Origin of the sequence: Micromonospora sp. C28SCA-DRY-2 (assembly GCF_030519475.1) — a bacterium.
GTDB lineage: Bacteria > Actinomycetota > Actinomycetes > Mycobacteriales > Micromonosporaceae > Micromonospora.
In genome coordinates this window covers 1,181,071-1,193,630 of sequence record NZ_JAUMKD010000001.1, presented here as the reverse complement: position 1 = coordinate 1,193,630, position 12,560 = coordinate 1,181,071, and the positions used below count along the sequence as shown (strand labels likewise).

Sequence of the window (12,560 nt, the reverse complement as noted above, 5' to 3'; positions counted from 1 at the left end):
GGTCAGTCGATTCCGTGGCTCTGGAGCCACATTTCCAGGAGTCCGAGTTGCCACAGCTTGTTTCCGTTCAGCGGGGTCAGTTCGGCGTTCGGGTCGGCCAGCAGCGCGTCGACGTAGTCGGCGCGGAACAGGTCGCGGCGGCGGGCGGCGGGGTCGGTGAGCGCGTCCCGGACCCGGTCGAGCAGCTTCCCCTCCAGGTGGGTCAGGCCGGGCACCGGGAAGTAGCCCTTGGGCCGGTCGATGACCTCGTGCGGCAGCACCCGGCGGCCGATCTCCTTGAGCACGCCCTTGCCGCCCTGGGCCAGCTTCAGCTCGGGTGGGCAGCCGGCGGCCAGCTCGACGAACTCGTGGTCGAGGAACGGCACGCGGGCCTCCAGCCCGTGCGCCATGGTCATGTTGTCCACCCGCTTCACCGGGTCGTCGACCAGCATCACCTGGGTGTCGATCCGCAGGCCCGCGTCGACAGCTGTCTGCGCGCCGGGCCGGGCCAGGTGCGCGGCCACGAACTCCCGCGCCGGGTCGCCGTCGGCCAGCCAGGCCGGGTTGAGCACCCGGGCCAGCCCGGCCGCGTCCCGGTCGAAGAACGCCCGGGCGTACGTGTCGAGGGCCCGCTCCCGGTCGACGCCCGCCAGCGGCGGGTACCAGTGGTAGCCGCCGAGGATCTCGTCCGCGCCCTGGCCGGACTGGACCACCTTGACGTGCTTCGACACCTCCTGGCTGAGCAGCCAGAACGCCACGCAGTCGTGGCTGACCATCGGCTCGCTCATGGCCGCGACGGCGGCCTCCAGCGGCGGCACCAGGTCGCCGGCGGCCACCCTGATCTGGTGGTGGTCGGTGTCGAAGGTCTTGGCCACCAGGTCGGAGTAGACGAACTCGTCGCCCTCCCGGCCGCCGACCGCGTCGAACCCGATGGAGAAGGTGGCCAGCCCGCGCTGCCCCTGTTCGGCGAGGAGGGCGACCACCAGGCTGGAGTCCAGGCCACCGGAGAGCAGCACGCCGACCGGCACGTCGGCGACCATCCGCCGGCGCACGGCGGTGGTCAGCGACTCCAGCAGGGCGTCCTGCCAGTCCCGCTCGGACCAGCCGGTCCGGCCGGCGTCGCGGGTGAACGACGGATCCCAGTAGACCCGCTCGTGGGTGCGCCCGTCCGGCTCGTAGACCCGGACGGTGGCCGGCGGCAGCTTGCTCACCCCGCGCAGGATGGTGCGCGGCGGCGGCACGATGCTGTGGAAGCTCAGGTAGTGGGCGAGGGCTACCGGGTCGATGGTGGTGTCGACCCCACCGCCGGCCAGCAGCGCCGGCAGGGTGCTGGCGAACCGCACCACGCCGGGCGTCTCGGCCAGGTAGAGCGGCTTGATGCCGAGCCGGTCCCGGGCCAGCACCAGCCGTCCGGTGTCCCGCTCGCTGATCGCCACGGCGAACATGCCGACCAGGTGGTCGACGAAGTCGAGGCCCCACTCGGCGTACGCCTTGACCACGACCTCGCTGTCGCCGGTGGAGAAGAAGCGGTGGCCCCGGGCCGTCAGTTCCGCCCGCAGTTCCCGGTAGTTGTAGACGCAGCCGTTGAAGACGCCGGTCAGGCCGGCGTCGGGGTCGACCAGTGGCTGGCCGCTCGCCGCCGAGAGGTCGATGATCTTCAGACGCCGGTGGCCCAGGGCCGTCGGCCCCTGGGACCACACCCCGCTGTCGTCGGGCCCTCGGTCACTCATCGTGGCCGCCATGCGCTCCACCGCCGCCACATCGGCGCGTGAACCGTCACGGCGGAACTCACCCGCAAGTCCGCACATGCGAGCCCATGCTGCCAGAGGATGTTGCAGTTCGCCCGTTGAGCCGATGACAGTCAGATGACAGGTTGGCTAGAATGCCCGCCACTCTCGGTAGCGGGCGGTCCCGGGCGGTGGTTCCTGTCCCGGCCCGAACGGATGCCGGAAATGTGCCGGGCCTGCGGTGTGACAAACACCGCAGGCCCGGAATCGGACTGTCGGGACGGTCAGCCCGCCGTACGCGCCACGCCGACCGGGCAGCTCAGCCCGTTCGGGCCGTGGTTGCAGTACCCGTTCGGGTTCTTCGTCGGCGCGAGGTACTGCTGGTGGTAGTCCTCGGCCAGGTAGTACGTGCCGAGCGGGCGGATCTCCGTGGTGATCTCGCCCTTGCCGGCCCGCGCCACGATCGGGGCGAACGCGTCCCGCGACGCCTCGGCGATGGCCAGCTGCTCGTCGGTCGTCGTGTAGATCGCCGACCGGTACTGGGTGCCCACGTCGTTGCCCTGGCGCATGCCCTGGGTCGGGTCGTGGTTCTCCCAGAAGACCTTGAGCAGGTCCTCGTAACTGATCACGCTGGGGTCGTAGACCACCTGGACCGCCTCGGCGTGCCCGGTCATCCCCGAGCAGACCTCCTCGTACGTCGGGTTCGGCGTGATGCCGCCCGCGTAGCCGGCGGAGGTGGTGAAGACGCCGGGCAGGGACCAGAACAGCCGCTCGGCACCCCAGAAGCAGCCCATCCCGAACACGGCGACCTGGGCGCCCTCGGGGAACGGACCCTTCAGCGGGGTGCCCAGCACCTCGTGCCGGTCGGCGACCGGCATCGAGATCGGGCGGCCCGGCAGGGCCTGGTCCGGGGTCGGAAGATCGGCCTTCATACGGCGCAGGAACACGTGGGACTCCTTTCGTCCTCTCCCAGCGTGCAACGCCGGTGGACCCCGCATCCTTACCCGCCCCACCACCACTCAGGCGCGACCGCGTCGGGCGCTGGCGCGGCCGTCGCTCCGGGGGCGGTTGGTGGCGCCAGAGCCGCCCCGGCCGCACCCCGGAGGCCCCCGGTCAGGGGGTGGGCAGGGCGGCGGCGACCCGGGCGGCGTGGTCGGCGGCGTCGGTGTCGTCGGCGTAGCGGGTGCGGGGCCAGAAGAAGCCGCGCAGCCCGTCCCCCTTGGTCCGGGGAACCACGTGGGTGTGCAGGTGGGGGACGGACTGGGACACCTTGTTGTTCATCGCCACGAACGTCCCGCCGGCCCCCAGACCGGTCTCCACGGCCACCGCGATGCGCCGCACCAGGCCGAAGTAGCCGGCGAGCGCCTCGGGCGGCAGGTCCGCCAGGGTGACCAGGTGGGTGCGCGGCACCACGAGCACGTGTCCCTTGAAGACCGGCCGGGTGTCCAGGAACGCCACCCCGTCCGGCTCGTCGGCCACCCGGAACGCCGGGACCTCGCCCGCCACGATGCCGCAGAACACGCACCCGCTCATCCCGGCAGGGTAGTCCCGGCCGCCGGCTGCCCGGCGGACGGCGCGTCGACCAGGTTCGGCGCGCAGGTGAGCTGCCCCGGGTTCCATGGGCTGGGACGGGCGGGACGACTAACGTTCCGGGAATGAGTCACGGCTTCGAGACGCTCGCCATCCACGCCGGTCAGGACCCCGAGGCCCGCACCGGCGCGGTGATCCCACCGATCTACCAGACCAGCACCTACGCCCAGGACGCCGTCGGCGCGCCCCGCCAGGGCTACGAGTACAGCCGCTCCGGCAACCCGACCCGCGACGCGCTCCAGGAGTGCCTCGCCGCGCTGGAGGGCGGCCCGGTCGGGCTCGCCTTCGCCAGCGGCCTGGCCGCCGAGGACACCCTGCTGCGCACCGTCTGCGAGCCGGGTGACCACGTGGTGATCCCGGACGACGCGTACGGCGGCACGTACCGCCTCTTCGCCCGGGTCGCCGAGCGGTGGGGGCTGGACTTCACCCCGGCCAAGGTCTCCGACCCGGACGCGATCCGGGCCGCGATCCGCCCCGGCGCCACGAAGATCGTCTGGGTGGAGACGCCGACCAACCCGCTGCTCGGCATCGCCGACATCGCCGCGCTGGCCGCCGTCGCGCACGACGCCGGCGCCCTGCTGGTGGTCGACAACACCTTCGCCTCGCCGTACCTGCAGCAGCCGATCGCGCACGGTGCCGACGTGGTGGTGCACTCCACCACCAAGTACATCGGGGGCCACTCCGACGTGGTCGGTGGGGCGCTGGTGGTGGCCGACGCCGCGCTCGGCGAGGAACTGCGCTACCACCAGAACGCGATGGGCGCGATCAACGGCCCGTTCGACGCCTGGCTCACCCTGCGCGGCATCAAGACCCTGGGCGTACGGATGGACCGGCACTGCGACAACGCCGAGCGGATCGCCGCCTACCTGGACGGGCACGCCAAGGTCGCCCAGGTCATCTACCCGGGCCTGCCCGCGCACCCGGGGCACGAGGTGGCCGCGAAGCAGATGCGCCGGTTCGGCGGCATGATCTCGTTCCGGGCCGCCGGCGGCGAGGAGCACGCGGTGGAGATCTGCAACCGGGCGAAGCTCTTCGTGCTCGCCGAGTCGCTCGGCGGGGTGGAATCCCTGATCGAGCACCCGGGCCGGATGACACACGCAAGTGCTGCCGGCTCGCCGCTTGAAGTTCCCGGCGATCTCGTGCGACTGTCTGTCGGCATCGAGACGGTCGACGACCTGCTCGCCGATCTGGAGCAGGCGCTGGGCTGACCGCTGGCTGGGGAGGGTGGCCGTGCAGGACATCATGCCGACCTGGGTGGGGGCGACCGCCAAGCAGATCGCCCGCGGCGTGCGTCGGGGCGACGTCACGGCCACCCAGGTCGTCGCCGACCACCTCGACCACATCGCCCGCGCCGACGCCGACCTCGCCGCGTTCCGCACGGTGCGCGGCGGGGAGGCGATCACCGAGGCGGAGAAGGTCGACGAGCAGGAGGACCTGGCCAACCTGCCGCTGGCCGGGGTGCCGGTGGCGGTGAAGGAGAACACCCCGGTCGCCGGGCTGCCCACCTGGAACGGGTCGGCCGCGGTGCGTACCGGCGTGGCGGAGGCCGACCACGAGGTGGTCCGCCGGCTGCGCGGCGCCGGCGCGGTGATCCTCGGGGTGACCCGGATGCCGGAACTCGGCCTCTGGGGCCTGACCGACGACGAGACGGCGGTGACCCGCAACCCCTGGGACACCGGCCGCACCCCCGGTGGCTCCTCCGGCGGGGCGGCCGCCGCGGTCGCCGCCGGCCTGGTGCCGATCGCGCACGGCAACGACGGCCTCGGCTCGATCCGCATCCCGGCCGCCTGCTGCGGCCTGGTCGGGCTCAAGCCCGGCCGGGGCGTGGTCCCCTGCCAGCTCGGCGCGGACGACTGGTTCGGCCTCACCGAGCACGGCATGCTGGCCACCACGGTCGCCGACGCGGCGGTCGGCTTCTCGGTGCTGGCCGGTCGCCGGCCGGAGAAGCTGGTGCCGCCGCAGCGGCTGCGGGTCGGTGTCTCGCTCCGCTCGCCGGTGCGCGGGGTCCGGATCGACCAGCCGAACCGGGACGCGGTGGCGGCCGCCGGCCGGCTGCTCGCCGCCGCCGGGCACGACACCGTCCCCGCCGACCCGGTCTACCCGACCCGGCTGGGCCTGCAGGGGATCGCCACCTGGTTCGCCGCGGCGGCCGCCGACGCGCGCGCCGCCGGCCTGGACCGGCGCAGCCTGCAACCGCGCAGCCGCCGGCACGTCGCGCTCGGCGAGTGGGCGCAGCGGCGCGGGTACGTGCGGGAGGCCGACCGGGCGGCCTGGCGGGACCGGTCCATCGGCTTCTTCACCGACCACTCGGTGGACCTGCTGCTCACCCCGGCGCTGGCCGGCCCGCCGCCGCAGGCCGAGCAGTGGTCCGGCCGGTCCTGGCGGGCCAACATGGTGGCGAACATCCGCTACGCCCCGTACGCCGCGCCGTGGAACATCGCCGGCCTGCCCGCGCTGGTGGTGCCGGTCGGCCGCCGCCCGGACGGGCTGCCGGTGGCCGTGCAGCTGGTCGGCCCGCCCGGTTCGGAGCTGCTGCTCCTCGGCGTCGCCGGCCAGTTCGAGCTGCAGGCCCCCTGGACCCGCCACGCCCCGGGCTACCCGCGCATCCCCGCCGCCGTCTGACCTCGCCGATCTCGCACGTCCCGCCCCGGCGAACCGGGGCAGCCGGTGCGTTCCGCGGGCCACACCCGCACCATCGCGGAGACGCGGGGTGCGCGGGGCGTCGGTGGTGGGGGCGGGGGTGGCGGGTGGCACGATCGGGGGCATGACGGAACTGGTCGGGCTCGCCGACGTACGGGCCGCGCGGGACCTGCTCGCCGGCGTCACCCGCACCACCCCGCTGGAACCCTCCCGCCCGCTGAGCGCGGCGCTCGGCGGGCCGGCGTGGCTGAAGTGCGAGAACCTCCAGCGGGCCGGCTCGTACAAGGTGCGCGGCGCGTACGTGCGGATCTGCCGGCTGTCCGAGGCGGAACGGTCCCGCGGCGTGGTGGCGGCGAGCGCCGGCAACCACGCCCAGGGGGTCGCGCTCGCCGCCGGCCTGGTCGGCACGCACGCCACCGTCTTCATGCCGGTGAACGCGCCGCTGCCGAAGGTGGCCGCCACCAAGGGGTACGGCGCGCAGGTCGAGCTGGTCGGCAACAACGTCGACGAGGCGCTGGTCGCGGCGCAGACCTTCGCCGAGCGCACCGGCGCGGTGCTGATCCACCCGTTCGACCACCGGGACGTGATCGCCGGGCAGGGCACGGTGGCGCTGGAGATCCTGGAGCAGTGCCCGGACGTCAAGACGATCATCACCGGGGTGGGCGGCGGCGGGTTGATCTCCGGCATGGCGGTGGCGGCCAAGGCACTGCGCCCGGACGTCCGGGTCATCGGGGTGCAGGCGGCCGGGGCGGCCGCCTTCCCGCCCTCGCTCGCCGCCGGCGAGCCGGTACGCCTGCCCGCGTTCGCCACCATCGCCGACGGCATCGCGGTGGGCCGGCCGGGCGAGATCACCTTCACCCACGTCCGCAAGCTGGTCGACGAGGTGGTGACCGTCTCCGAGGAGGACATCTCGCGGGCGCTGCTGATGCTGCTGGAACGGGGCAAGCAGGTGGTGGAGCCGGCCGGCGCGGTCGGGGTGGCCGCCCTGCTGGCCGGCGCGGTGCAGGTCGAGGCGCCGGTGGTCGCGGTGCTCTCCGGCGGCAACATCGACCCGCTGCTGATGCTGCGGGTGATCGAGCACGGTCTGGCGGCCGCCGGCCGCTACCTGCGGTTCACCGTGCGCTGCTCGGACCGTCCCGGCCAGCTCGCCTCGCTGCTCGGCGAGATCGCCGAGCACCGGGCGAACGTGGTGGACGTGGAGCACCAGCGGGTCAACCCGCACCTGCGGCTGGGCGAGGTGGAGGTGGCGTTGTCGGTGGAGACCCGCGGGGTGGAGCACTCGGACACGCTGATCAGCGCCCTGCGGGCCAGCGGCTACCAGGTGGTCTTCGCGGCCGAGGCGTGACACCCGCCGGTGCCACGCCTCGGTCGTACGCGATGCCGCCGGGCGCGTGCCCGGCGGTGGCCTAGCCGGAGAACGGCTCGAAGCTGACCACTGTCACCTTGATGTCGGCGCCGCTGGGCGCCGTGTAGGTGCAGGTCTGGCCGGCCTTGCAGTCGAGGATGGCCTTGCCGAGCGCGGACTCGGGGCTGTAGACCGTGAGGTCGGTGGTGGACGCGATCTCCCGCGAGCCGAGCAGGAAGGTCTCGGTGTCGTCCTTGTCGTCGTCGAAGTAGATCGTGACGACCATGCCGGGCGCCACCGCGTCGGCGGACGGCGCCTCGCCGACCTTGGCGGTGCGCAGCAGCTCCTGGAGGTAGCGGATGCGGCCCTCGGCCTTGCCCTGCTCCTCGCGGGCCGCGTGGTAGCCGCCGTTCTCCCGCAGGTCGCCCTCCTCGCGCCGCGCGTTGATCTCCGCGGCGATGACCGGCCGGTTCGCGATGTGCTCGTCGAGCTCGGCCTTCAGGCGGTCGTAAGCGTCCTGGGACAGCCAGGTGGCGGCCGCCTCGTTGCCGTTGGACACAGGCGATCTCCTCAGATGTGCGTGGCTGGCTGACAGGTGAACTTCCAAGTTACCAGTGCGGTACGACACGAGGTGTCGCCGATCACCACCGGTGCCCGTTCCGGGCGCCGGCCGTACCGCGCCGGCTCAGCCGGCCGGGCGGCAGCGCAGCACCTCGCCGATGAAGGGCCGGCCGCTGGTGGCCAGGCGGTGCACGGTGCTGACGTGCCGCTCGCCGGGCGGGGCGGACACGGTCACCTCCTCGCGGGCCACCTCGGCGCCGGCGTGGTCCCGGGCCCGCAGCACGCAGACCGCCGATCCGCCGTCCGGCACGGTCACCCGGAAGTTGACCATCACCTGGTTGTCCGTGATGTCGGTGTACGTGATCACCTGGGCCTGGTAGTTCGGATCGCCGTACTGCCGGTAGAGCCGGACCGAGACCAGGCCGAGCAGCGCCAGCAGGACCACCGCCAGCAGCGCCGCCAGCAGCGGGCGGCGGCGGCCGGGCTGGCGGCGGCGGCCGTACCGCCCGGGCGGGAAGACGGGCGTGCCCGGGGGGATTGTGGCGTGCGTCTCGGTCACCGGCGGGTATCTCCTGGCGTTGTTGTCGGCGGTATCGGCAAGAATGAGAGTCCATCCTCCCGGCCCGGCTTCGCCACTCAAGGATGACACCTCGGTGCCGGCGGTCCTCGGGGCGGGGGAGGATTTCGGCAGGTCACCAGGCCAGCAGGCGGTCCCGGGCGCGGGCCCGCCGCTGGGCACGAACGAGGAGCGCACGTTGGCAGAGCAACTGCGACTCATGGCCGTCCACGCCCACCCGGACGACGAGTCGAGCAAGGGCGCCGCGACCATGGCGAAGTACGTCGCCGAGGGGGTGGACGTCCTGGTCGTGACGTGCACCGGCGGCGAGCGCGGCAGCGTGCTCAACCCGAAGCTCGACCGGCCCGACGTCTGGGCCAACATCGGCGAGATCCGCCGCGCCGAGATGGACGCCGCCCGGGCGATCCTCGGCGTCGAGCAGGCCTGGCTGGGCTTCGTCGACTCGGGGCTGCCCGAGGGCGACCCGCTGCCGCCGCTGCCCGAGGGCTGCTTCGCCCTGCAGGACGTCGAGGTGGCCGCCGGGCCGCTGGTGCGCCTGATGCGCGAGTTCCGTCCGCACGTCGTCACCACCTACGACGAGGAGGGCGGCTACCCGCACCCCGACCACATCATGTGCCACAAGGTCAGCGTGGCCGCCTTCGAGGCGGCCGGCGACCCGGAGCGCTACCCCGAGCTGGGCGCGCCGTGGCAGCCGCTCAAGCTCTACTACGACGTCGGCTTCTCCAAGGGCAAGATCATGGCCCTGCACGAGGCGATGCTGGCCGCCGGCCTGGAGTCGCCCTACCAGGAGTGGCTGGAGCGCTGGGAGGACCGGCCCGACAAGGGCAGCCGGATCACCACCCGGGTCGAGTGCGCCGAATACTTCCCGGTCCGCGACGACGCGCTGCGCGCCCACGCCACCCAGGTCGACCCGGACGGGTTCTGGTTCCAGGTGCCGATGGAGCTCCAGCGGCGCGCCTGGCCCACCGAGGACTTCCAGCTCGCCCGGTCGATGGTCGACAGCCCGCTGCCCGAGTCGGACCTCTTCGCGGGCGTACGCGAGACGGCGCATGCCCGCTGACCCGGCCCGGCGTTACGCTGGGTGCCAGTCGCACATCGGAGGATCGCCATGCTGACCGCTGCCCAGGTGCTCGCCCAGAACAACTTCGGGGACACCCGCACGGGTGGCCTGGCCGGCCCGATGGGCCTCTTCCTCATCCTGCTGCTGGGCACCGCCACCATTCTGCTGATCCGCAACATGAACTCCCGGCTGCGCCGGCTGCCGGACCGGTTCCCCGGCCAGGCGCAGTCGGGTGAGCCGGGTCGGGCGGACGCCGCAGTCGCCGATCCGACAGACGGGACCGCCTCGCAGGATTCATCCTCGACCGCTCCCAACGGGCGCCAGCAGGAGCGCAACGGCTAGTCCCGGCATGATTCACGCCGAACCGGGTCGTCGCCCCCTGTTGCGGTCACCGGGTTTGGCTTAGCCTTCCGCCGGGGGGACCACGCGTCCCCGAGCCGTGCGCGGGAGGGGGCGCCGATGACCGTCACAGTCGCGGCCGCCCGCCGTACCCTCCGCAGGTGGGCGGGAGGGGGTCGGTGACCTCCGATCGGGCCGGCGAGGAGTTCGACCGGCTCGGGTTGCGCGGCACGCCGCCACGGGTGCTCCTGCTCACCGCCGCCGTCGCGGTCACCGCGCTGGTCGCCGCGACGGTGGGGCTGACCCTGCCGGCCCGGTTGCCGGCCGACGACCCGCTCGGCGGCCCGGCCCGGTTCGGCGTCGCGGTCGCCGTCCTCGCCCTCGCCCAGTTGGCCCGGCTGCGGTTCCGCGCCGCCGCCGGCATGGTCAGCATCACCTGGGGCGAGGCCGCGCTGATCATCTGCCTCTATCTGGTGCCGGCCGGCTGGCTCCCCGCCGCCACCCTGCTCGGCGCCGGGCTGGCCTGGTCGGTGATCTCGCTGTTCGGCGAGCGCCGCAGCGCCCTCGAGGTGGTCCGCATCGCGGTGTCGCTCAGTGCCGCCACCGCGCTGGCCGTGTCGGTCACCACCGCGTTGGGCCAGCCGCTGCTGGCCACGCCGACGCCGGCGCTCGCCCTCGCCGTGGTCGCCGGCTCGGTCACCTACCTGCTCGCCAGCGCCTGGCTGGGCGGGGTCACCCTGGCGCTGCGGCACGGCGTGCCGATCGGGCCGCCGCTGCTCGCCGCGCTCCGCGGCAAGCTGCTGATGTTCGTCGGCAACGTCGCCGTCGGGCTGACCGTGGTGACCCTGCTGGAACTCGACGCGCACTGGCTGCTGCTGCTCCCGCCGCCGCTCTGGTTGCTCCAGCAGACCTACCGGCACCGGCTGCGGGCCGACCGGGAGCGGCGCGCCTGGCGGGCGTTCGCCGAGGCCACCGCCGCGCTCAACCAGCTCGACGAGCGGGGGGTCGCCACCGCGGCGGTGACCGGCGCGGTGACCCTGTTCAACGCCGAACTGGTCGACGTCGACGTGGCCCGGGGCGACGGCCGCTGGCGCCGCTACCGGGCCGACGCCGCCGGCCAGGTGGTGGACCGCGAGGTCGGCCCGCCCGGGCCCGCCGAGCCCGACGAGCACGAGCTGGTCCGGGCCCTGACCGTGGGCACCGCCCGGGTCGGCGAACTGCGGGTCCGGTTCCCCCGGTCGGCGCCGCCGAGCTCCCGGGAACACGACGCGGTGGCCGCCTTCGGCGACGCCCTCGCCGCCGCGCTGCACGACGCCGCGACCCACCGGGAGCTGCGGCTGGTCACCGCCCGCTCGTCGTACGAGGCGGTGCACGACCAGCTCACCGGCCTGGTCAACCGGGCGGCCATGCTCAGCAAGGGCGACCAGGCGCTGCGGCAGCTCGCGCACGACCACCCGGTCGCCCTGCTGCTGCTGGACATCAACCAGTTCAAGGAGGTCAACGACACCCTCGGGCACGCGGCCGGCGACCAGCTGCTGCGGCTGACCGCCAGCCGGCTGGGCACCCTGGCCCGCCCCGGTGACCTGCTCGGGCGGCTCGGCGGGGACGAGTTCGCGCTGCTGCTCACCTCGGTGCCGGTGCTCGGCGGCCGGACCGCGCCGATGGCGTACGCGCTGCGCCAGGCCCGCGAGATCGCCGAGCGGCTGGCCGCGCCGACCGAGGTGGCCGGGGTGCGGATGTCCGTGGAGGTCTCCGTCGGCGTGGTGGTCGCCGACGCCGGCACCGCCGACCTGACCGAGCTGCTGCGCCGCGCCGACATCGCGATGTACCAGGCCAAGGAGGGCGGCGGCAGCGTCGCCGCGTACGACTCGGCCCGGGACGCGGCCAGCACCGACCAGCTGGCCCTGCTGGCCGAGCTGCGCGAGGCGCTGGCCGCCGACGACCAGTTGGTGCTGGCCCTGCAACCGGCGGTGGACCTGGCCAGCGGGGCGCCGACCGGGGTGGAGGCGCTGATCCGCTGGCGGCACCCGCGCCGCGGCTGGCTCGGCCCGCACGACTTCATCCGTCCGGTGGAGAACAGCGAGCAGCTGGGCACCTTCACCCGCTACGTGCTGGACAAGGCGCTCTCGGTGGCCGCCGGCTGGGCCCGCGAAGGGCTGGAGATCCCGATCTCGGTGAACCTCTCGGCGCGCAGCCTGCTCGACCCGCGGTTGCCCAGCGAGATCGCCGACGCGTTGCGCCGGCACCAGGTCCCGCCACACCGGCTGGTTCTGGAGATCACCGAGACCGTGGTGATGAGCGAGCTGGAGGTGATCGACGAGGTGCTCGCCACCCTCCGCGCGATGGGCGTGCAGCTCGCGGTGGACGACTTCGGCACCGGTTTCTCCTCGCTCACCTTCCTCACCCGGATCGCCGTGGACGAGCTCAAGGTGGACCGGTCCTTCGTGATCCGGATGGCGGACTCCCCGGAGGCGGCGGCGATCGTCCGGACCACCGTCGGGCTCGCCCACGAGCTGGGGCTGCGGGTGGTCGCCGAGGGGGTGGAGACCGCCGAGCAGCGGACCGCCCTGGCCGAGCTGGGCTGCACCGCCGCCCAGGGCTACCACTTCTTCAAGCCGATGCCGGCCGACAAGATCGGCGCCGTCCTCGGCACCCTGCTCGACGAGGCCCGCCCCAACGTCTTCCCGCTGCGCGCCGACGACGCCTCCTGACCGACCGGCGGGTTCGGCTGGGGCTGGTTAT

General features: G+C 73.8%; 11 protein-coding genes. 6 read left to right on the top strand and 5 right to left on the bottom strand.

The window, feature by feature from the left end:
- Positions 1-2: 2 nt before the first annotated feature.
- The 3 genes from Q3W71_RS05495 to Q3W71_RS05485 form a co-directional block, all read right to left on the bottom strand.
- Complete coding sequence (locus Q3W71_RS05495; RefSeq protein WP_302918175.1) at positions 3-1,787, bottom strand: N-acetylglutaminylglutamine amidotransferase; 1,785 nt, start codon at positions 1,785-1,787, stop codon at positions 3-5.
- Between the two features lie 203 nt (positions 1,788-1,990).
- Positions 1,991-2,653: a peptide-methionine (S)-S-oxide reductase MsrA gene (gene msrA, locus Q3W71_RS05490; RefSeq protein WP_302918174.1), complete on the bottom strand. Its 663-nt coding sequence runs from the start codon at positions 2,651-2,653 to the stop codon at positions 1,991-1,993.
- 166 nt (positions 2,654-2,819) lie between these two features.
- Positions 2,820-3,239: an HIT family protein gene (locus tag Q3W71_RS05485; RefSeq protein ID WP_302918173.1), complete on the bottom strand. Its 420-nt coding sequence runs from the start codon at positions 3,237-3,239 to the stop codon at positions 2,820-2,822.
- A gap of 122 nt (positions 3,240-3,361) precedes the next feature.
- Here Q3W71_RS05485 and Q3W71_RS05480 point away from each other — a divergent pair, with 122 nt between their 5' ends.
- The 3 genes from Q3W71_RS05480 to ilvA all read left to right on the top strand — a co-directional run bounded on the left by Q3W71_RS05480 (position 3,362) and on the right by ilvA (position 7,281).
- The gene (locus Q3W71_RS05480; protein ID WP_302918172.1) at positions 3,362-4,504 is read left to right on the top strand and encodes a cystathionine gamma-synthase; all 1,143 of its coding nucleotides are present in this window, start codon (positions 3,362-3,364) and stop codon (positions 4,502-4,504) included.
- Between the two features lie 16 nt (positions 4,505-4,520).
- Positions 4,521-5,918: an amidase gene (locus Q3W71_RS05475; RefSeq protein WP_302918171.1), complete on the top strand. Its 1,398-nt coding sequence runs from the start codon at positions 4,521-4,523 to the stop codon at positions 5,916-5,918.
- A gap of 142 nt (positions 5,919-6,060) precedes the next feature.
- The gene (ilvA, locus tag Q3W71_RS05470; protein ID WP_302918170.1) at positions 6,061-7,281 is read left to right on the top strand and encodes a threonine ammonia-lyase; all 1,221 of its coding nucleotides are present in this window, start codon (positions 6,061-6,063) and stop codon (positions 7,279-7,281) included.
- A 61-nt stretch (positions 7,282-7,342) separates the two neighbouring features.
- On the opposite strand, the gene greA is transcribed toward ilvA, so the two are convergent.
- The gene (gene greA, locus Q3W71_RS05465; protein ID WP_302918169.1) at positions 7,343-7,840 is read right to left on the bottom strand and encodes a transcription elongation factor GreA; all 498 of its coding nucleotides are present in this window, start codon (positions 7,838-7,840) and stop codon (positions 7,343-7,345) included.
- A 126-nt stretch (positions 7,841-7,966) separates the two neighbouring features.
- Positions 7,967-8,401 (bottom strand): DUF4307 domain-containing protein, encoded by a 435-nt coding sequence (locus Q3W71_RS05460; protein ID WP_302918168.1) that lies wholly within the window; start codon positions 8,399-8,401, stop codon positions 7,967-7,969.
- Between the two features lie 196 nt (positions 8,402-8,597).
- Here Q3W71_RS05460 and mca point away from each other — a divergent pair, with 196 nt between their 5' ends.
- The 3 genes from mca to Q3W71_RS05445 all read left to right on the top strand — a co-directional run bounded on the left by mca (position 8,598) and on the right by Q3W71_RS05445 (position 12,529).
- Positions 8,598-9,479 (top strand): mycothiol conjugate amidase Mca, encoded by an 882-nt coding sequence (gene mca, locus Q3W71_RS05455; RefSeq protein ID WP_302918167.1) that lies wholly within the window; start codon positions 8,598-8,600, stop codon positions 9,477-9,479.
- Between the two features lie 48 nt (positions 9,480-9,527).
- Positions 9,528-9,821 (top strand): hypothetical protein, encoded by a 294-nt coding sequence (locus tag Q3W71_RS05450; protein ID WP_302918166.1) that lies wholly within the window; start codon positions 9,528-9,530, stop codon positions 9,819-9,821.
- Positions 9,822-10,039: 218 nt separating this feature from the next.
- On the top strand, positions 10,040-12,529 hold the full coding sequence (locus Q3W71_RS05445; protein WP_302918725.1) for a bifunctional diguanylate cyclase/phosphodiesterase: 2,490 nt from the start codon (positions 10,040-10,042) through the stop codon (positions 12,527-12,529).
- Positions 12,530-12,560 lie beyond the last annotated feature (31 nt).

Coding starts and splice junctions, on each gene's coding strand:
- Q3W71_RS05495 (WP_302918175.1), bottom strand. CDS start 1,787: ATGTGCGGACTTGCGGGTGAGTTCCGCCGTGACGGTTCACGCGCCGAT.
- Q3W71_RS05485 (WP_302918173.1), bottom strand. CDS start 3,239: ATGAGCGGGTGCGTGTTCTGCGGCATCGTGGCGGGCGAGGTCCCGGCG.
- Q3W71_RS05480 (WP_302918172.1), top strand. CDS start 3,362: ATGAGTCACGGCTTCGAGACGCTCGCCATCCACGCCGGTCAGGACCCC.
- ilvA (WP_302918170.1), top strand. CDS start 6,061: ATGACGGAACTGGTCGGGCTCGCCGACGTACGGGCCGCGCGGGACCTG.
- Q3W71_RS05450 (WP_302918166.1), top strand. CDS start 9,528: ATGCTGACCGCTGCCCAGGTGCTCGCCCAGAACAACTTCGGGGACACC.